10 protein-coding genes and 1 pseudogene are annotated in these 20,967 nt (G+C 68.6%); 3 read left to right on the top strand and 8 right to left on the bottom strand.

Annotation, left to right across the window (positions count from 1 at the left end; translation table 11 throughout):
* Positions 1–57 precede the first annotated feature (57 nt).
* Positions 58–2,793, bottom strand: a complete 2,736-nt coding sequence (locus tag ACZ7OU_RS48445) for a helix-turn-helix transcriptional regulator (protein ID WP_470260492.1) — start codon at positions 2,791–2,793, stop codon at positions 58–60.
* Here ACZ7OU_RS48445 and ACZ7OU_RS48450 point away from each other — a divergent pair.
* Entirely contained in the window at positions 2,792–5,710 is a 2,919-nt protein-coding gene (locus ACZ7OU_RS48450; RefSeq protein ID WP_470260584.1) for an ATP-binding protein, read from the top strand. The two genes, ACZ7OU_RS48445 and ACZ7OU_RS48450, sit on opposite strands and share 2 nt — an antisense overlap.
* 35 nt (positions 5,711–5,745) lie before the next feature.
* On the opposite strand, the gene ACZ7OU_RS48455 is transcribed toward ACZ7OU_RS48450, so the two are convergent.
* The 3 genes from ACZ7OU_RS48455 to ACZ7OU_RS48465 all read right to left on the bottom strand — a co-directional run bounded on the left by ACZ7OU_RS48455 (position 5,746) and on the right by ACZ7OU_RS48465 (position 9,480).
* Complete coding sequence (locus tag ACZ7OU_RS48455) at positions 5,746–6,738, bottom strand: DUF4331 family protein (RefSeq protein WP_470260493.1); 993 nt, start codon at positions 6,736–6,738, stop codon at positions 5,746–5,748.
* Positions 6,739–6,759: 21 nt separating this feature from the next.
* Positions 6,760–8,055, bottom strand: coding sequence for an epoxide hydrolase family protein (locus tag ACZ7OU_RS48460; protein ID WP_470260494.1), 1,296 nt, complete (start codon positions 8,053–8,055; stop codon positions 6,760–6,762).
* 72 nt (positions 8,056–8,127) lie between these two features.
* On the bottom strand, positions 8,128–9,480 hold the full coding sequence (locus ACZ7OU_RS48465; RefSeq protein WP_470260496.1) for an epoxide hydrolase family protein: 1,353 nt from the start codon (positions 9,478–9,480) through the stop codon (positions 8,128–8,130).
* Between the two features lie 135 nt (positions 9,481–9,615).
* Here ACZ7OU_RS48465 and ACZ7OU_RS48470 point away from each other — a divergent pair, with 135 nt between their 5' ends.
* Together ACZ7OU_RS48470 and ACZ7OU_RS48475 are read left to right on the top strand one after the other, a co-directional pair.
* The gene (locus tag ACZ7OU_RS48470; RefSeq protein ID WP_470260497.1) at positions 9,616–9,750 is read left to right on the top strand and encodes a hypothetical protein; all 135 of its coding nucleotides are present in this window, start codon (positions 9,616–9,618) and stop codon (positions 9,748–9,750) included.
* A complete protein-coding gene (locus ACZ7OU_RS48475) occupies positions 9,747–10,103 on the top strand; it encodes a hypothetical protein (RefSeq protein ID WP_470260498.1) in 357 nt (118 codons plus the stop codon). Before ACZ7OU_RS48470 ends, ACZ7OU_RS48475 begins: the two co-directional genes overlap by 4 nt.
* On the opposite strand, the gene ACZ7OU_RS48480 is transcribed toward ACZ7OU_RS48475, so the two are convergent.
* The 4 genes and pseudogenes from ACZ7OU_RS48480 to ACZ7OU_RS48495 form a co-directional block, all read right to left on the bottom strand.
* Positions 10,094–12,181: an ATP-binding protein gene (locus ACZ7OU_RS48480; RefSeq protein WP_470260499.1), complete on the bottom strand. Its 2,088-nt coding sequence runs from the start codon at positions 12,179–12,181 to the stop codon at positions 10,094–10,096. The genes ACZ7OU_RS48475 and ACZ7OU_RS48480 overlap by 10 nt on opposite strands.
* Positions 12,182–12,914: 733 nt before the next feature.
* The gene (locus ACZ7OU_RS48485; RefSeq protein WP_470260500.1) at positions 12,915–13,256 is read right to left on the bottom strand and encodes a recombinase zinc ribbon domain-containing protein; all 342 of its coding nucleotides are present in this window, start codon (positions 13,254–13,256) and stop codon (positions 12,915–12,917) included.
* Positions 13,257–13,326: 70 nt separating this feature from the next.
* Positions 13,327–14,226: pseudogene (locus ACZ7OU_RS48490) on the bottom strand (recombinase family protein); the annotation flags it as partial.
* Between the two features lie 368 nt (positions 14,227–14,594).
* The gene (locus tag ACZ7OU_RS48495; protein WP_470260501.1) at positions 14,595–20,807 is read right to left on the bottom strand and encodes a P-loop NTPase family protein; all 6,213 of its coding nucleotides are present in this window, start codon (positions 20,805–20,807) and stop codon (positions 14,595–14,597) included.
* Positions 20,808–20,967: the final 160 nt, after the last annotated feature.

A 20,967-nucleotide genomic window follows, 5' to 3' on the forward strand; every position in this document is an offset into this window, starting at 1 on the left:
AGACCCCGACTATTCCTCCACGAGTGCTGTGTCCAGCGCCGGCAGGCTGGTACGAAGCTACCGGCGGGAGCTGATGCCGAGGACCCCGAACACCTTGCGCAGATGCCATTCGACGGTACGCGGGCTGAGGAAGAGCCGGGCACCGATCTCCGGGTTGGAGAGCCCGTCGCGCGCCATCCGGGCGATCTGCAGCTCCTGCGCCGTCAGCTGGGTACGGGTGTCGTCAGACCGTTTGCGCACGGTCTCACCGGTCGCCGCCAGCTCGGCGCGGGCGCGTTCCGCGAACGCTTCCATCCCGATCGCGGTGAACTGCTCATGAGCGTCGCGCAGGTGCCCACGCGCATCAAGCTGCCGGCCCTCGCGGCGCAGCCACTCACCGTAGAGCAGGTGTGCGCGGGCCAGCTCGGGTCGCAGCAGGCTCCGGCCGAGCCGCTCGATGGCGTCCCGGTACAGGCCGTCAGCCCGCTCGCCGGTCGTCATCGTCGCCCGGGACCGGGCGACGATGCCCTGTGCCGCGGTGGTGGCCAGATGAGCCGTGGCGTCGAGCACGCGTTGGAGGGCTTCCTCGGCGACTGCCGTCCGGCCGGCTCGTGTCGCGGCTTCCAGCAGCTCCACCGCGGCCCAGCCGGACAGATACATCTGGGGGTCGTGGTCGGCGGCCGCCCGCGCGGCGATCAGCGCTTCCTCGTACTGGCCGAGCCCGTTGCACAGCACGGCACGGGAATAGTTGCAGCGCTCGATCACCGCTCCCTGGCCGCCTGCCGATGCTTGCGCCATGACGGCCTCGATCACCGTCCGGGCCTCCGCTTCCCGCCCGCCGGCAGCGGCGAGCCTCATCGGAAGGTACGACCCGACGATGGTACGGGTGCCACCGCTGGCCGCATCGATTTCCGCGATCGCTTGCGCGACGTCGGCGAAGTCACCGCACCGCACCGCGGCTTGCCCGAAGACACCCAGTTCGTACTGGAGCCGGGCGAGCGCCCCGCTGTCGCGCGAAATCTTCAAGGTCCGCGCGCACAGGGCGAAGACGCTTTCGTCGTCCCAGGCCGTCCACGCCACCAACACCGCCAGCCAGGTCCAGCGGATGATCGCGTCGTCCGGGCATGCGTCGTCGGTGAAGGCGGCTATCGTCCGCTGAAGCTGGGCAGCAGCGGCCCGGGGCCCGTCGATCGTCAGGGTGGCGAGGCTGTCCAGCAGCAGATCCGCCGGCCGGACAGGGCCGTCCGGGTGAGGTGCGGCCCGTGCCGAGCGAGACACGGCGAGGCGGCCTTCCCCCGCGGAGCCGTCGCCGGCGACGAACGCGGCGGACCAGGCGTCGAGGTAGGTTTCCCGGGCAAGGCCGACGTCGACCCGTTCGAGGCGTTGGGCGGCCTTCAGCAGCGAAGCGGACGCGTCGCCGGACATGACGGAAAACATGGCGATCTGCCCACGCAGAATATCCGCCTGGGCGTGCTGGTACTCGTCCTCGAGCGCCCCGATCTCGGCAACCGACAGGATCCGGCGCGCCGCGTCGAACCCACCCGCGTTCAGCGTTGCTCGCGCCGCGACCAGAGCGCGCTCCGTGCGCCGCGCCGGGTCGCCGCTGAGCCCCACCGCCCGCTGAAGCAGCGCTGCCACCGCGGCGAGACCGCCACGCGCCCGGGCGCGCTCCGCGGCCTGTTCGAGCTCGATGGCGACCTGTTCGTCGGGTCCCGAGGCTGCGCCGGCCCGGTGCCAAGCGCGGCGATCCGGATCGGTGCCGGCGTCCGTGACGTCGGCCAGGACGCCGTGCACCCGGCGCCGGTCCTCCGGCGCGGCGGACCGGTAGACGGCCGAGCGGGCAAGCGGGTGCGTGAACTGCACCCGGCCGTCGAGCCTGATCAGACCGGCGTCGGCCGCCGGGGCGAGCGCCGTGATGTCGACACCGAGCGCAGTGGCCGCGCGATGCAACAGCCTGGTGTCGCCGACGGATTCCGCCGCGGCGGTGAGTACGAGCAGCTGAGTGTCGGCGGGCAGTGAGGAGGCCCGCCGGGCATAGCTCTCCTCGATCTTGTCGTTGATCGGCTGGCTGTCCGGCAACCCGAAGCCACCGGCGAGATCGCCGTCCTTCCAGGCACGAGGAAGCTCGATGAGCGCGAGCGGATTCCCTTGGCTCTCCGCGATGATCCGGTGGGTCAGGTCGATGTCCACGGGGCCTCGGATGTTTCTCCGCAGCAGCGCTCGCGAGTCGCGGTCATCCAGCCCGCCCACCGGCAACTCCGGCAACCCGGCGAGGACCTGATCGCCGATTCCCCGGCGCGCGACGCACACGATCGCGATCCGCTCGGCCAAGAGCCGCCGGGTGACGAACGCGAGGATCTGCGCCGAGGCCTGGTCCAGCCACTGGACGTCGTCGACGATGCAGATCAGAGGCCGGTCCTCGGCCACCTCGGCGAACAGCGTCAACGTGGCCAGCCCGACCAGGAAGCGGTCCGGCGGCGGGCCGGCGCTGAGTCCGAACACGGTCGCCAGTGCGTCGCGTTGCGGCCCCGGCAGGCGCTCGCTGTGGTCGAGCATCGGCGCACAGAGCTGATACAGGCCGCTGTAGGCGAGCTCCATCGATGACTCGACCCCGACCGCCGACGCGACGTGCCAGTCGCCGATTTTCCCGGACAGGTACTCCAGTAGCGCACTCTTGCCCACACCCGCGTCGCCGCGCAAGACCAGCACCTGGCTCGTGCCGCCCAGCGCAGAGGTCACCAGGCGATCGAGGGCCTGACATTCGCGCTTACGACCGAGGAGTTCCGGCGCGGCACTTCCGACCTTGCGGGACATGGTGTCCTCTAGGTGTCCAATGCGGCATTCGACTGGCCTCGCTGAGCCGGTCACCTGCTGCGAGCGGCTTCGAGTGATGGTAGCGACGTTCGACCCGGCTCGTGATTGTTGGACAGGGCGCCGGCACCCAGCGAGACTGGTGCCGTATCACGTCACGCTGGTCCTGGTCAGCGGCCGGGGAGACAGTCATGAGGCAGAGGCGGTTCGCATGACCGGGCCCGGCCTGGTGGATCGAGAGGCGGAACGCGCCGCTCTGGACGAGATGATCGCCGCCGTCCAGGCCGGGGAAAGCCGCGTGCTCGTGCTCCGCGGGGCGCCCGGGATCGGTAAATCCGCGCTTCTGAACTACGCGGAGAGCGCCGCGAGCGGGTTTCGCAGGCTGCACACCGTCGGCATCGAGTCCGACATGGAGCTGGACTTCGCCGCCTTGCACCAGTTCTGCCTGCCGATGCTGGCCCGGTTGAAGGACCTGCCGGCACCCCGTCGTGCCGCACTCGAGACGGTGTTCCGCTTGCGCGACGGTGCCCGGCCGGACCCGTTCCTGGTCGGCCTGGCGATCCTCGACCTCCTGTCCGGCGCCTCCGAGGATCAGCCGCTGCTCTGCGTCATCGACGACGCGCAATGGCTCGATCGGACCTCGGCCCAGGTCCTGGGCTTCGTCGCCCGCCGGCTGCTGGCCGAGTCGATCGCCCTGGTGATCGCGTCCAGGGTCCCCGGCCCCGAGTTGAACGGCCTCCCGTCGATGGAGATCACCGGCCTGCGCCACACCGATGCGCGCACACTGCTCGACTCGGTCGCCGCCGCGCCTCTGGACGGCGGCATCCGCGATCGCATCGTCGCGGAGACGCACGGCAACCCGCTCGCCCTCATCGAGTTGCCTCGCGGCCTGACCACAAGTCAGATGGTCGGCGGCCTCGGCCTGCTGAGCGCCGACACACTGCCCGGCCAGATCGAGAAGAGCTTCCTCAACCGGATCGGCTCACTTCCGCAGCAGACACGGCTGCTGCTCCTGGTCGCCGCCGTGGAACCGGTCGGCGACCCGGACCTGGTCCGGCACGCCGCGGAGCGGCTCGGCGTGCCCTCCACGATGAGCGGCATCGACGGCCTGCTGACCATCGACGATCGGGTGACCTTCCGCCATCCGCTGGTGCGATCTGCGATCTATCGCGCGGCGTCCCCCACCGCCCGGCGAGCCGCACACCTGGCCCTGGCCGAGGTCACGGATCCGCGGTCCGCCCCCGACCGGCGTGCCTGGCACCTCGCCTCGGCCGCCGCCGGGCCCGACGAGGCCGTCGCCGCGGAACTGGAACGGTCCGCCGCCCGGGCGCAGGGACGCGGCGGAATGGCCGCGGCGGCGGCGTTCCTGCAACGGTCCGTCGTCCTGACCGTCGACCCGGCCCGGCGCACCGACCGCATGCTCTCGGCGGCCGAGGCGAGTTTCCAGGCCGGCGACGTGGAGGACGCCGGCCGGCTCCTGAGCGCCGTCGGCGTCTACCCACTCGACGCCTTGCAGCGGGGACAGGCGGCGGTGCTGCGCGGTCAGGTTGCCTTCGCCACCCTCGATGGCGCCAACGCCACCGCACGGACGATCGAGGCCGCGCGGCAGCTGGCGCCGGTGGCACCGCAAGCCGCACGCGAGACCTACCTGACCGCGTGGGGCATCGCTGTCACCTTCACCGATCCGGCATCGTTGCTCAAGGTGTCGCAGGCCGTCCGGCTCCTCCCGCCGCCGGCCGACCCCGGCCCGCTGGACCTGCTGCTCGACGGCTACGCCCAACTGGTCACGGACGGCACGGCAGCCGCTGCGGGCACGCTGCGGCGGGCTGCGGCGGCGCTCGTGAACCTGCCCGCGGAGCAGGTGTTGCGGTGGGGCTGGGTAGCGACCGGGGGCATCGCCGCCGTCTGGGACGACGAAGGCATGCGCGAACTCTGCGACCGGTGGCTGCGCGTGGCGCGCGACGCCCACGCGCTGCGCGAACTGCCCTTCCTGCTCACCACGTCCAGCTTCGCCAGCTCCTGGACCGGTGACTTCGAGGCGACAGCCGCCTCGATCGCCGAGGCCGATGCCGTCGCCGCCGCGACGGGCAACCCACTGCCACCGTACGGCGAACTGCGACTGCTCTCGCTGCGCGGCCGGGAGCCAGAGGCTGCCGATCTGATCACAGCAACGATTCACGCCTCGGCCGCTGCGGGCCTCGGCATGGGCAACACGGCCGCGCAGTGGGCGGCCGCCGTGCTCTACAACGGACTCGGGCGCTATCCCGAGGCGATGCGTGCGGCCCTGGCCACCACCTACGTCTCCGAGCCGGGGATCTCCACCTGGCTGCTGCCCGAGCTGGTGGAGGCGGCCAGCCGCTCCGGCGAGCCGGACGTCGCCCGGGAGGCGCTCGACCGGCTGACCGAGAAGACGCGGTCGTTCGACACCGACTTCGCCCGCGGCGTCGAGGCCCGGACCCAGGCACTGGTCACCGACGGACCGGAGGCCGAGGATCTCTACCGCGAAGCCGTCGAGCGACTCGACCGGACCCGCCTGCAGCCGGAGGCGGCGCGGGCCCATCTGGTGTACGGCGAGTGGCTGCGCCGCCGCAGACAGCGCGTCCGGGCCCGCGAGCAGCTGCGGACCGCGTACGAAATGCTGGTCGCCATCGGGATGGAAGCGTTCGCCGAACGCGCCCGCCGCGAGCTTCTGGCCACCGGGGAAACCGTGCGCAAACGCACGGCCGCCCGGGCGCCGGGGGTCGAGCTCACCGCCCAGGAGCGGCAGATCGCGTTGCTGGTCCGCGATGGCTACTCCAACCGTGAGGTCGGCGAGCGGCTCTACCTCTCCCCGCGCACCGTCGAATGGCACCTCCGGAGGATCTTCGCGAAGCTGGACATCGACTCCCGCCGGAAACTCCGGGACGTCCTGCCAGCCTGAGTACGCAGGCCGATCTCGACCTGCAGTGGTGGCGATCAGACCGGGTAAAGGTTGGGTACGCCGAGGTAGGGGAACTCGCTCAGCAGGTCGTCGTGCGGCTGGAGGCCTTGGGAGCCGATCTTCCCCTTGCTCATCCAGGCGAAGCGGGCGCTGAAGGCGTCGCCGGTGAGGGTGCGGCCGTTCGGATAGCCGGCCGGCCGGCTGCGGTCGTAGCGAAGTATGTCAGGGAGCACGATCAAGGCGGCTGCTCTGGCCTCCTCCGGCGAGTAGCCACCGTTGTCTTCCAGGAACTTGGACCAGATCTCGAGGTAGTTCACCACGTCGTCGGCCGGCTGTCTGCGGTTGTATTCGTTCTTGGTGTTGTTCGGGCTGACGAACGGGTTGATCGTCGGGTGTCCACCGCGGTCCACTTGGACGATCGCGCCGTCACAGCGCACGCTGACCGAGGCCCACACGCCGATCACCGGGTCTGGGCTGAGCATGTCGTTGGGCACCTCCAACGCGATGGACAGGATGTTGCGGTCGGCGAATGCGTCCTGCCCGGTCCACTTGAAGCCGTGAAACGCGCCGTCCGCGTCGGCGAAGAAAGGGTCGCTGCGCACCCCGATGAACAGCCGGACCGGGCCGGACTGGATCGCCCCCGCCGTGGCATCGAACCCGACGGGGGTACCGGCGATGAGGATGTCGCCGGACGGTTCGGCCTGGCTGGCCTGCGGGCCGGTGGCGTAGTAGGCGGTCGCGGTCTGTGCACCGTTCTTCAGCTCGGAGAATACAAATGTGAATGCGACGTCGGCTTGCGCATCCGCGTCGGTGTCGACGTTGATCCGATAAATCCCGTCTGGGTGGAATTCCGATTTCATGAGAAACGGGGGCATCGCGCTCATGCCGGCCGTGTAGGGGTTCAGGTTGATGATCAGCACCGTCTTGGCGGGATCATCAGGCGCGGCGAACACGAAAAGGTCGGTGAGGTCCAGACGCGCGTCATCGCCCGGGAATTTCAGATTGGCCGCGCTGTAGTGATTGGACATGGTGCCTCCTCCGGCATCCGGTCATCGAAGCGGGCGAAAGGCGGCACGGAGTTCCCGGGTGAACAGCCCGGGCTCCTCCCAAGCCGCGAAGTGTCCGCCCCGCGTGGGCTGGTGGTAGTAGCCGAGGGTCGGGTAGATGGCCTCGGCCCAGCTACGGGGAGCCTGGAAGATTTCGCAGGGGAAGGCGCTGAACGCGACCGGCACGCTCACCGCCGGAGAGTTCTGGCCGGCGCCGGCGGTTCGCGCTCTCTCCCAGTACAGCCGGGCGGCCGACTCGCCGGTCCCGGTCAGCCAGTAGACCGACACGTTGTCGAGGACGTGCTCCCGGGTGAGGCCGCCCGACGGCGGTCCGCCGAGGAAGGCGCGGGAGATCTTGCGATAGCTGTCCGTGTCGTGATCGAGCATCCAGGCCGCCAGGGCGACGGGCGAATCCAGAAGTGCGTAGCCGATTGTCTGCGGCCGCGTCGACTGCTCGACGATGTACCCACGGCCACTCGTCGAAAAGACCTGGAGGGCGGTGGCCGCGGCCTTCTCCTCATCGGTGTTCTTCGGCAGGGAGGCGTTGCTGCCCAACGCCGGCGCCAGCAGGTTCACGTGGATGCCGAGCAAACCGGCCGGAGCCAGGCGGCCGATGCTATCGGTTACGGCGGCGCCGACATCTCCGCCCTGAGCGACCCAGCGGGTGTAGCCGAGGCGGTGCATGAGCTCCGCCCAGGCTCGCGCCGTTCGGTTGTAGTCCCAGCCGATCTCGTCCGGTTTGCCGGAGAAGCCGTAGCCGGGGATTGACGGTAGTACGAGGTGGAAGGCGTCCGCCGCCGTACCGCCGTGCGCGGTCGGATTCGTCAGCGGACCGACGGTCTCGAGCAGCTCGACGATCGAGCCCGGCCAGCCATGGGTCATGATGAGCGGCAGTGCGTCGCGGTGGCGGGAGCGTACGTGAACGAAGTGGATGTCGACGCCGTCGATCTGTGTCTTGAACTGGGGTAGCGCGTTGAGCTTCGCCTCGAACCGCCGCCAGTCGTAGCCGGTCGTCCAGAACCGGGCGAGCGCCTGAGCGGTCGCCAGCTGCACGCCTTGCGAGCGGTCGGAGACGAGCTCGCGGGTCGGCCAGCGGGTTGCTTCGATGCGGCGGTGTAACTCCGCCAGCTGTTCGCGCCGGACCGCGACCCGGAACGGGCGGACCCCGTTCGGGTCGGTAGGCAGCGCGGCGATGGCCGGCGCCTGCCCCAGCACGGTGGACGCGGCGACGGTGAGGCCGGCCGCGACACCTGCCTGGAGTACTTGCCGTCGAGTGGGTTGGGACGCGGACGGAGTCATGGTTGGTCTCTCCACTTCTGGATTCGTCGGAGTTCGCGGCGCGGACATACGGGCGTTTGCCGCGGCCGTGTCCTATCGCAGTGGCCGGAACGCGGCCCGCACCTGGTCCGCGAACAGCTCAGGCTCTTCCCAGGCTGCGAAATGGCCGCCGCGGGCCGCGACCCCGAAGTAGTTGAGCGTCGGATAGGCCGTCTCGGCCCAGCTGCGCGGCGTCCGCCAGATCTCCCCGGGGAACGTGCTGAAACCGACCGGAACGCGTGGATCCGGCAGCGGCGGGCGGCCCGCAGCCGGTGCATCCGGCCCGTACGCCTCCCAGTACGACCGGGCCGTGGACGCCCCGGTGCCGGTCAGCCAGTAGGTCGTGATGTCGTCGAGGAGGTGATCCCGCGTGAGACCCCCCGACGGCTTGCCGTCGACGAACGCGCTTGCGATCTTGTAGTAGGCGTCCGTGTCGTGGTCGATCATCCACCCGGCGAGCGCGGCCGGCGAATCCAGCAACGCGTAGCCGATCGTCTCCGGCCGGGTGGCCATCTCCACGAAGTAGCCGTTCCCGGTGGTCTGGAAAACCTTGATCGCGGCGAGCGCCGCGCGTTCCTCCTCGGTGTCGTTCGGCAGCGACGCCGGGTCGTTGAGCGCAGGCACCAGCAGATTCGTGTGGATGCCGACCAGGCCCGCCGGACCCAGCCGTCCCATGGCGTCGGTCACACCGGCGCCGACGTCACCACCCTGGGCCACATACCGGCCGTAGCCGAGCCGGCTCATCAGCTCCGCCCACGCCCGGGCCGTACGCACGAGATCCCACCCGACCTCGGCGGGCTCGCTCGAGAAGCCGTAGCCGGGCAGGGACGGAAGCACGAGGTGGAAGGCGTCCGCCGCAGTGCCACCATGCGCGGTCGGATCGGTCAGCGGGCCGATCGAGTCGATCATCTCGATGACCGAGCCGGGCCAGCCGTGCGTCATGATCAGCGGCAGCGCACCCGCATGCTTCGATTTCACGTGGACGAAATGGATGCTCACCCCGTCGATTTCGGTGGTGAACTGTGGCAGCGCGTTCAGCCGGGACTGCACCCGGCCGAGGTCGTACCCGTTCGCCCAGTACTGGGCCAGCGCCCGGACCGTCGCCAACTGCACCCCCTGGGAGCGATCGCCCACGAGCTCCCGGCTCGGCCAGCGCGTCGCCGCCAGCCGGTGGCGCAGGTCGTCGAGCGCCTCCTTGCGGAAGGACACGGTGAACGGTCGGATCGCGTGGCTCGTTTGCTGCTCGAGCGTGGTCATCTCATGCACGGCCTTTCCATCGAATTCCGGCACGAACAGATCCAGGTACGGAGGCGGTATGCCCCTCGCCCGCGACCCGCTCTGTGGGATGTGCACCAGCATGGCAACCCGCTCGTGCGATTCGCGCCCGTGAAAGACCCCGGTCGACACACTGGGTCAGGCCCCCAGGGGGCGCCCGGGTTTTGGTGAGTCGGACCATCGACCCGGTTCAGCTCACCGAATACAGGTTGCTGCTGTCGGTGGTGGCGCTGCCGTTGACGTGCCTGGCGATCCTCGTGGTCGCACATGACCGCCGTCCACCGCGGCGACCAGGTCAACGGCAAGATCCGCAACGTACTGGGCCTCATCTACCTCGTTGTCATCCTGATCGCGGTTATCGCCGCGATCACCTTGATGGTCATCACCGGAGCCGGCCGATGACCCCGCCGCGTGTCGACTTCCACCTGCTGGACCGGCAGACCGCCGACGTGGTCGGCCGCAAGGTCGGCAAGGTCGAACCGGAAACCGGGGACGACGGGCAGTTGCGGGTGACCGCCCTGCCGGCCGGGCAGCTCGCGCTCGGGTTGCAGATCGGCGGTGGGGCACAGGGGCACGAACAGCAGCCACGGCGTGACGCACTTCGAGCCTCACTACGCACTGGCGGCTGTCAAGGTCGCGGTGTTCAGCATCAGAGAGAACCCGTTGGCCAGCGCCCGCCGGGCACTGACGCGGTCGGCATCGTCGACCCGCTGAGGCCGCAACCGCCGCTTCGAACACTGTCGAGTCAAAGCTGACGCAAACGCTCCCGAATCGCCGCGGCGTGCCTCGGCTCGCCGTAGTCTTCGAATATTTGCAAGGCTTCTCGCCATGAAGCGAGAGCCTCGGCCTTGTGCCCGACGGACAGCAGGCACTCGGCGCGAAGGGCCAACGCTTCGGACAAGCCTCGGGTCAGGTAACAACCGCCGCGCGCGCTGTTGATGGCGTCCGCGCAGAATTTCATGGCCTGTGGCTGGTCACCCAGGCCGTGCCAAGCCCGGGCCAGGTGGAAGTACGCGGCCGCCTCGCCGTCCCTATCGCCGCTCTGTCGACGCAGGAGCAGGTTCCGTTCACCGTGCAGTATCGCCTCTTCATGTTGGCCGAGGTCGGTGCAGGCCGAACTCAAATTGCCTTCGACCATAGCTTCCATCCGCCCAGTGTCGACGTTGCGAGTCCATGGCAACGCCTTCAGTAGTAATTCCTTTCCTTCCTCGAATTCCATTTGCTCAAGACATTGCAACGCAAGCAGGTTGAGTACCCAAGCGCATTGGGTGAAATCATCACGTTCGCGGGCGATGGCGAAGGATCGATGACAGTTGGCCTTGGCCTCTTCGAAACGATGCAACTCGGCAAGTGCCATACCGCGCTCACTGAAGAACCAGGCTTCCGCAGCGCGGTCACCACACCGTTGTGCAACACCAAGGCCTTCTGCAACGGCTTTCTCTCGCTCATCCTGCAGGCCTCTCACGCCAAGGAAACGAGTGGCCGACGCAAGAGATATCGCACAGCGATCCCAGCCGCACCGAGCGGCGAATTCCAGGGCCGCAAGCAGGTTGACCTGCTCGGCTTGCAGCCATTCCAGTGCGCTCCGACGGTCGGGCACTGCCACTGGGTGCGCTGGCGATGTCGCGGACCGGGGCAGTTTGCGCTGGCCTTGATGTACCATTTCGTCACAAACGACCGCATTGTGCGCGTACCATTCCAGGTGATCGACAACGGCTTGGTCGCGTTCACGTCTGCTGTCGTCCCGGATGACCTGCTCGGCGGCGTACGTTCGCAGAAGGTCGTGGAACCTGAACCTGCCGGCAGGCCTGGGTTCGATCAGGTGAACGATCGCCAGCTCCTCCAGCAGCCGGCGCGCCTGCGATAGTTCACAACCACACAAGGCCGCTGCAGCAGGCACACCTACCTCGGGGCCGACATGGAGCCCGAGCCTCCGGAACATCCGGGCCTGATCAGGCGCGAGGCGACGATAGGACCAGTCGAAGACCGCCCGGACCGCCGTGCGCTCATCCCCGGTCCGGCTGAGGACGTCCAGTCGGGAGTGCTCATCGGCCAGGCCGGCGACGACCTCGCCGACGGTCGCCTGCGCCGAGGCGATCCGGCTGGCCGCAATGCGCAACGCCAGCGGCAACCGGGCGCAGAGGCCGACCAACTCGGTCACCGCGGCCGACTCAGCGTCGGCGAGTTCCCGGCCGACTACCCCCGCGACCAACGCGCAAGATTCGTCGTACGTCAGCAGATCCAGGGACAGCCGGCAGGCACCGTCGGCGACAATCAGGCCGTTCAGGCTGTCCCGGCTGGTCACCACCACCACTGAGCCCGGTGAGCCGGGAAGCAGCGGACGGACCTGGCCCGCGCTGTTCGCGTTGTCGAGCACCAGCAGCATCCGCCGCCCCGCCAGCAACGACCGGAACAACCCGGAGCGCGCCTCGACCCCAGCAGGAATTGCCTCACCTGGCAGCCCCAAGGCACGAAGGAATCCGTCCAGCACCTCTTCTGGAGCGGCAGGGTCGCCGGGACCGTAACCGCTCAGGTTGAAGAACAGAGTTCCGTCGGGAAACCGATGCTGCACCCGGTGTGCCCACCACACCGCCAGCGTGGTCTTACCGATTCCTGCCGTGCCACCGACGGCGGACACGACCACCGCGGCCGGTGGTTCGTCATATCCGGAGAGTTGCGCGTCCAGCGCCGCGACCTGCTCGGCCCGCCCCGTGAAGTCTCGTACCGCGCCGGGTAGCTGCCGCGGCACCACGATCTGAGCCGCCGATGGCGCCGAGGTTATCTCCCGATTGTCCACCACAACGGCCAGTGTCTCCGTCTGCGGCGAGTTCACCACTGGCGACCGGCGAATACCACTCTCCCGGAGTACGGACACTGAAGGATCGGCCGGCGAGGGGCTCGTCGGTGGCCCCGCCGACGCGGGGAGAGGGTAGGTCATCAGGGCAATCGCGCGCCCTTCGCGTGGACCTGGCCAGGCACGCGGTGCGTGAAACCGCCGCGCCTGCTCCCGGCGAATCAGCTCCGGCCGGCGGCCATCACCTACTTGAAGCCGGCACCGAGGTGTCGAGTGCGACCCGGATCCCGGTGATCGGTGCCGGCGAGGTCCTCGGCGGCCACTTCGGCCGACCCCTTAGGCGTCGCGGAGGAATGGCTGACCAGTGTCGTCCCGCCGACTCTACTCTGACGGAACCGGTTTCCGAACTGGGAAATCGCGAGCCATCAATCCCTTGGAGCGCAGGATCGGCGGATGCGGAGATCGAGACGGTTCGGGTCCGCCCCTCAACCTCGTCCGCACCGGTCTACCGCTGCTCGATTGATCGCTGCGACTGTCAGAAGTGGCTGCTGCTGGCTCCGCTGAAGCTCCCGAGGACGGATGCGACGGTGTCCCGAACCGCGATCGAGGAGGCCGTCGATGGAAGAGCAGGCCCGGTAACTCTGCGCTATCATGATCGCATGATCTCCCCGAACACGGGAGATATCCCACGTGTGGGGGTTCAAGTCCCCCCTCGGACACAGTATTACCCCACGGATCGCGAACCGCGATCTTGAAGCTGGGCGACCGTAGCTCAGCTCGAATCGATCTCCTTGAGCCGCCATCCGGCGCCGTCGTAGACAATGATCTTTCCTGAGTCGCGCAGCGCCGACGCCACACGTCTGCGTCGTGGGCGGTCAATCTCCGGCGTGGCGTGGCCGTCGTTGCCTTTATCTCCAAGTCGGATGTTGAGCTCGTCGACGAGGTGGTCCTCGCGGATGTAGAGCGTCTTCGGCCGAGGCTGTTCCGCGCGTTGGGTGCTGGTGTGGCCGTGGCGGCAGCGGTAGGTCGGGCGCCCGTGGTTCCAGTGCGAGTCCAGCCGCCGATCGCAGACACCGCAGCGGATGAGGCCGGCGAGGGCGAACCGGCGGGCCATCGGTCGGTCGCGCTGCTCGGATCTGCTGAGCAGTGAGGAAGTCTTGCTCCGTGACCAGCGCTGAATGTGCGGCCTTCGCTGACAGTGCTGGCGTTGCGGCTGGGCCGCTGGTGTCGGTGGCGCGGCGGTTCCAGATTTGGCGTCCGGTGTAGCGCGGGTTGGCCAGGATCACCGCAACGGTACGCAAGGTCCAGGAACCGCGGGTGCGGTTTCGGTTGCGGTCCGGATCGGCGATGGACGGGCACGGGACGCCGCGCTCGTTGAGGTCTCGGGCGATGCTGGCGACGCTGTGCCCGGCCAGGCGCTGCTGGAACATCCACGCTACGTGTGGCGCGGTTCGTGGGTCGGGCGCAAGCCGCTGAAGGCGTCGGCCCCAGCGGGCGTCGGCGGGGTTGGGGTGCGGGCCGGCGTCGACGAGACGGTAGCCGTAGGGCGGTCGGCCGCCGAGGTAGCGGCCTTGCTGGGTGGCCTGGTTGTGCATCGCCGCCATGACTCGGTGGCGGGCGCGGAGCACTTCGCGCTGGGACTGGGTGGCCAGCAGCGCCATGAGTGCCCGGTGGTCCCGGTTGGCGAGATCGACCGGGCCTCCGGTTTCGGGCAGCCACAGCTGGATGCCGTGCCGGATGCACCAGGTGTAGAGGGTGCCGAACTGGGTGCCGGTGAAGGCGCGTTCGTATTCGCCGACCACGATCGCATCGATCACGGACTCCGGACTGGAGATCTCGGTCATGAGCTGGGCGGCCTGTGGTCGCTGTCGCCATGGGACGCGGCGTGAGGTGCCGGCGTCGAAGTAGGCGGCGATGATCTGGCCGTGGCCCGCGACTAACTCGTCGGCCATGTCGCGTTGCCAGCCCTGCGATGACACGCGGTCTTGGTGACGGGTGGTCGACGTGCGGCCGTAGAACGCGAACCGTATGCCGTTCACTTGGACGTCTGTGGATACAGTCCCGATTTGGTTCTTTCTGCTCATCCACTGCGCGAGTAAGTCCGAGGCGTCGTCCGTTGGAGGAAACTGAGCCGGGTGTGGTTGATGCGGATGCACGTTGGACCGATGGCGAAGCTGACGTCTTATGACGGCGTGGCCGAGTTCGTTCGCCCGTTCGGCGCAGCGGATCGGGTGCACGTCGGCCGTATAACGACCTATGCGACGAGGCGGATGTGATCGCCACACATGGCCGAGCAAGCTAGAGGGTCCTGAAGGTGACCGCGATTGACTCAGATCGCGGACTTTCTGCTGGTAAGTCACCGAATTTCCCGCACCTGACGTTGCGAAGCCAGCAGCCCCAACCGAGACGGTCGGGGCTGCTGGGTATCCGAATCGGCCGAAGGCGGCACCGGTCAGGTCAGCGACGCCTGCCAGGCAGACAGCAGGCGCGGCTCGACGCTATATAGGCCATCGCTGTGGGTGTCGAACACCTGCAGCGCCATCAGCCGCTCAATGACATTTGTGGCGGAGCCGTCCATGTCGGCGGCCGCCTGCAAGTCAACCCAACTGACTTTTTGGTCGTCGACGAGCGCGACGATCGAGGCGTAGGCGCGCGTTAGGTCGGGATCGCGAGTGAGACCGACACCATCGAGCAGGTCGCGGAAGCCAGTCGGGCTGTTGACGTACGCCTCGAGCTCGTCCAGGGCGGTGGGCTCCTGCGCGCCCTCGCTGTCAGCGAGAGTGGCGGCGTGCTCGACGAGCATCGGCCACCCGCTGGTGAGGCCCCAAAGCCGTTGCAGACGCTGGTCATGGCTGAACATCTGCCGCGTGATCGTCCAGACGCGTAGGGTCTGCTGGTCGTAGCGGCGTAGCGCGACAGCGACGCCATGCTCGAAGGCGCTGTCCCAGAGCGCGGCCTGCTCCGGGCTGGAGATCAGGACTGCGGCGCGGGTGACGCCCGGAGCGGTCGGCACGTGCCTGAGTGCCAGCTCGAGCGCCTCCAGGCACGCCGATGCCTGCGGTTGGACGTTGGCCAGGTCATCGATGATGACCCGCCGCCGTCCGGCCTGTCCGCCGCGCAGCTCCTCCTCGAACGCGCGTCGACCGTTGATCGTCGGGATGTCGAAGTCGCCGGCCTTGCCGGTAACCTCACGCAGCGCCTCATCAACGCGGTACAGACCGGTTGCGCGCGACCCGACGACGACGCGGACGTGCGTGCTGTGGTCGCCGAGGATGTCGTCGAGCTGCGCAGCGGTCAGGGGCGCGCTGCTGTTGTCGGACAGCTGCGGCCTGCCCTCCAGTGCCAAGAAAGTCTCGGGCACCGCCTCGGACTCGGCCATAAGCAGCTGCCGCTCAACCTCGGAACGGTTGCCGATCATGTTGAGCACGTTCGGGCTACGCAGCCGCCACCCGCGCCCGTCAGTGTTCGGTGCGACGACCCCGAGGCCGTCCATCTCGTTGAGGTAGGCGCGGAAGCTCTCGCTGTCGAGCGACTCGAAGCCCGCACGCCACCAGCTCAGACACTCCTCGCGCAGTTCTGCGTCTTGTAGGCGTGCGTCGAAGCCGAACCGGAAAGCGTGGTCGGCCAGCACGTTGGCGATGACGTTGTACCGAGGGTCCAGGTTCAGAGTGTCCTGGAACGCCGAGGTGATGTCGGCGCGCAGGTCACGGTTGCGCTCGACCACGGCGACGTCGTCGTCGCTGATCATGTACGGCGGCTGGTCGACAGCCAGGCCGTCGCGCCGCTTGGCGTGCAACGCTTCGACTAGCCGATGGCCGAACATTTGGAGCAAGAACGGCTGGTAAGAACAGTAGCCCAGGACCCGGTTGACGAGATTGTCGTCGGCGAACTCGTATCCGAGCACACCCAAAGGCACGGTCAACAGGTCGGCGGCAAACTGCGGGCGCAACGGCCCGATGACGGTGGGGCGCTGCGCGAGATGGCTGAACGGACCGTTGCGAGCGCTCTTGGCGTACCGCTGCACCGAGTGGAGACCGGCGAAAACGACCTTGATGTTGTTGTCGGTCACCACACCGATGTCGCGCAGCCGCTTGGTGTCCAGGAACGCCGGTGCGTCGGCCTCGAAGAACTGGTCGGACTCGTCGAGCAGGATGAGCAGCCGGTTGCGACTGTCCTTATTGCGCCAGTCGAGCATCCCGGCGCGGACCTGGTCGTACACGTCGCCGGTCTTCTTCGCCTTGCCGGTCGGGACAGGCAGCACCTCGCGCTTGGTCAGCTCGTTGCGCAGCCCGACCCACAGGGCGTCCTTGCTGAACGCGGCACCGGCAGCGACCGAGTCCAGGCTCAGGTAGACCGCGACGCGCTGTCCGGGCTCGGCGGAGGACTCGAACTTCTCGGCGGCGTAGCGCAGCAGCGCGGACTTGCCCAGGCCGCGACCGCCGTAGAGCACCTGCGTGCCGTCAGGGTCGATGACCTGCACGCGCTCAAGGTCGCGGCCGTAGAACATTTCCTCGGCGACCGCGCCGCGCTTCATCCGGATGTAGGGGTTGACGGCGGCGAACGGCATGAGGATCGACATGGCCACACCGAGCTGACGGTTGCCGCGGGCAGCAAGGTAGGCCAGGGCGGCGTCGTCGAGGATCGCAACAGGACCGCCGGTGCGCTCGACGCGGGCGGCGAACTTCGCCCGCGCGGCGGCGCTCATGGTGCCGAAGTGCGCGATGAGCAGGCTGTCACCGGACTGGTCGTGGTCGGCGTAGGTCATCAGCAAGTCCTCGGTGGGCTGGCCCCACACGAGCAGGACGCGCAGTCGTCCGCCAAGCTTGCTGCCGAACGCCGGGATCTGCGCGTCCCTGTTGGGGCGGACGTCGGTGATCTCGATGAACCGGCGCTCGCCACTCTTGGGCATGTCGTCCAGGCGCCGGATCTTGGAGCACTCGTAGCCCATGAGGCGGATCGCCGGCAACAGCAGATCGCGTTCGGTGAGGCTGCGTCGGCCGGTCACCGGCGCGGTCGCGGCTTGACGCCAGGCGCCGAGCGCCTCGGCGATCTGCTCGGCGGCGTCGGGTGACAGGTGGCTGTAGTCGAGCACGTCGCTGCCCGCGTAGCTCGTCCGCTTGCGGACTGCGGTGACCAGCTCGGTGGTGATGCCCTTGGGCAGTATGTCCGGGATAACAGGGAAGAACGCGCGAAGGTCACGGCGGCTGTGGTCAGTACGGGGAACCGGCTCGCCGACGTCTTGGAAGTACAACAGCTCCTCGGCGGTGAGTAGGTCGCCCTTCTCGATCGGGTCGCTGATGCGGGCCCGCTCTTCGTCGTCGATGCTCAGCGCGGCAAGCCGGTCGCGCAGGCGCTGCGCGGCCTGTTCGCGGTAAGCCGGCAGCAGTTTGCTGATCTTGGCAAGGGTGGCGCGGACTTGGCCGAGGTGGTCGTGGGTGGGGTCGGCGCTGGCCAGCAGCGCGGTGAGCTCGCCGTCTGCCTCCTCGGTAACGACGTTGCTGCGGCGGGCGCGACGCAGGTCAGTGTCGACGGTATTACGTTCGGCGACCATTTCGGCGCGGCTGCGCTCCAACGCCATGGTGTAGCGCGTGCGGGCATCGTTGCCGAGGGCGTCGTGGGCCAGGATGCCGACGTCCTGCATCTTGAGCATGTACGACGCAGCGGGATAGTTCTCACGCTCCAGCTGCAACGTGAACGCTTCGGCCCAGCCGCGCGGGACAGCAGCGATGAGCGCGGGAAGCGGGTCGGTGCTGCGGAGCTGAAGGGTACCGGTGTCGGTGACGAAGACATCCTCAGCCTTAAGCAGCTCGAGGTCCAGCGCGACCGTGACGCGTGGCTCGCCGGCCTGCAGCGGCTCAATCCCGTCGAGCATGGTGAAGGTATGCCGCAGGCTGTCGTGTGCGGCCTGTGCAGCGGCGACCAGCAGTGAGTCGGCGGTTTGGGTCTGCGCCAGCAGGCCGGCCAAGGCGGCGTTGCGTTGGGCGAGCACAGCGCTGCGCATGTCGGCGACCTCGCCTGTGGTCCACTCGTCGCGTCCGATGCGGCCGCGGGTCAGAGCACTGGTCAACTCGATCCAGGTGCGGACGGGCCGCAATGTCTCAAGGATCAGCGCGTGCAGGTCCTGCCGCCCGGATCCTTCGATCGGCTTGCCGCTATGCCCGCGGAAGTAGGCGTCGAGCTCGTCGATCTGCCGCTCGCGGACCGAGGCGTCGGACAGGTGCTGGACCTCGGTCTGCACTTCGACGAGGCGGTCAGCGTCGTTGGCGACGACGATGTCAAGCAGCCGGCCGAGAGCGCCATTGCTGTCGAGCCAGCGCTTGGCGATGTCGCTGCCCCGCTTGAAACGCAGGGTCCGTGGCCGTCGGGCCGCGCTGGCCTGCTCGATGATGAGCTCCAGGTCACGCTCAGCGTCGCTGACGTCGGCAAGGACGTTGAGGGCCGGAGTGGCGTTCAGGACGCCGCGCAGCGCGCGCCTGCCGATCTCGTCGGCGATAGTCGCCAGGTGGGGGTCGAGCCTGATGCTGAGCTCGCCTAGCAGCGCGCCGGCTGCGGGCTCGCCGGTAACGAGCGCGACCCGCACGAGGCTGCTCACGGCGGTGAGCAGACTGACGTTGTCCTCGGCGACTTGATTGCTGTCCAGGTCGGCCAGCTCTTGGCGGAGCATCGCGCCGCAGGGGCCCGTGTCGCTGCGGACAGCTTGGGCCAGCCCAGCCATCCGGAAGGTTCGGATGCGGGTGTCGTCCCACTCAGCTCGGGCGGCCAGATGAGAGGCCATCCCGTAGCGGCAGGTGGACAGCAGCGTGGTGACGGCCCGCTGGACGTCACTAGGAGTGGGCGCGTGCTCGGTGTCGCTCTGATTTGCGCTGCGCTCGGTGGCGCTGCCCGAGACGGCCGTTGTACCGGTGGGTCGCGTCGGGACGCTGTTGGTCTGCGCAGTGGTCGAGGCCGGCATGGCCTCCTGAGGCACGGCGAGGTTCGCGGTACCTACGGGTTGGCCGGGGACCTGGACAGCTGGGTCGGCCCCCGCCTCCGAGACGTCACGAGCCGGGTGCAGGTCAGGCAACTGAGGGGTCGGTTCCGAGGCTTCGGTCGGCACGCTGACGTCGGCAGTGTGCCCGGTGACAGTGGCGGCTGGGGCCTGCCGCGCCGACACATCGGCTGCGACTACGGGCGGCGGTGTGGCGACGGCGGCAGTCGACTCCTGTCCGGTAGGCGGTTGGGGGGCCTGACCGGTAGGCGGCGAAGCTGTGCCACTGAAGGGGGCTTCGAGCATTAGCTGGCTGGCGAGCATGCTGAGGACGGCGAGGGCAGGCAGCGAAGCCACTGCTCCGCTGACGCGGGCCTGCAGCTCCAGTCGGCTCTCTGGCGCTGCCTGTGGGGTGCGGACGAGGTCGACCAGTGCGGCGATCGCGAGTGCCAGCGTGCGCTCAGTGTCGGTCCAGTCGTGCGCTGCCAGCAGCTCCGCGGTTAGAGTCCGCAGCTGCGCGACATGCTCGGAGATGCCAGGGGCGTCGCTGGAAATGCCGACCGCTGCGGCGATGTTCTGGCGCAGCGGTGCGTCAGCATCACGCGCGGCGCGCAGAGTGAGCAGCCGAGCGATCTCGTCCAGCGTCGGCCGCTCATCGGACGCGGCGCGCGGGTCCTCCTCGCCTGCCTCCAGGACAGCGGAGCAGACGTGGTTGTAGGTGCTTTGGGCGGCGCGCACGGCAGAGATGTCGTCGGCAGCGGGCCCACGGCCGGCCCGCAGGTCGGCCAGGATCTGCTCAGCGGAGACGACGGCCAATGCGAAGCACTGGCGGGCGGCGTGCAATGCCTGCGTGGCGTCGGCTGGAGCATCCGGATCTGCCGCAGGTGAGGTCCGCTGGTCTGCGGGCCGGACGATGCTGGCTACGGGCATGCTGGTTGGGGAGATACGGGAGTTGGACAAGATTTCGCAATAATCTGGCGTCGTGACCGGCTGGCTGGACGAATCGGAGGCGGCAGGCTGGTCGTTGGGTGCGTCGTCGCGGACCTCGACGACGGCTTCGGGGTGAGTGGAGTGGGCGATGACCTGCTCGGCCGCCGTGCGAATCTTCGCGGCTGTGGAGCTGTCGATCGCGCCGTGGACAAACCAGGGCCGTTCGACCGCCCAAGCCCACACGCGGGCTGACATCTCGTCCTGGACGATGGGGGACCAAAGCGCCAGGCGCAACAGGGCGGGCGTCCAGCGGCTCTCAAACTTGTCGAGGAGCTGGTCGGCGCTGCGCTCGTCGGGTCCGCCGGTGGTGGTGGCCACGGATCGCACGGCATGGGTGCGCAGGCTGCCGTAGAGCGCTCCGGCGGTCAGGTGGAACGCCGCGTGCCAAGCTGTTGATTCTTCGGCGCGCCGAAGCCTGCCAACTACGTCGCGGCACAGCCCCTGCGACAGCGTTTTGGGGGTGAGGTGGATGCCGAGTGGCTCAAGAGCGTGCTGCCGGGCGCGGATTGGCAGGCTTGACAGGGCGTTGAGGACGTCTCGGGTGGTCAGCTCCTCAACGACGTCGCCGATCGGTCTGTCGACTGTGTTGAGCACCTTGGCCAGCTGATCGAGCGCGGCGCGCAGCTCGTCGCTGATGTCACGGGTGAGCGGCTGGACGATGTAGCCGGTGTAGGCATCGTCGGGGCAGCCTGATCGAGTGCGAGCCATGGATCTCCTCGGTGGTTCGCCGCGGGTAATGGGTGAGTAGGAAGTCGGATGCGGGCGGCGAGCACCTCGCACGGGTCTGACAGCTCGTGGTCAATCGGGGCATTCTGTCCCAGCCGCAGGACCAGGAGTGCGGTCGGATGTTGCGGTCAACTCACGTCGG

The sequence above is a fragment of the Amycolatopsis sp. NPDC114505 genome (genome assembly GCF_055633615.1).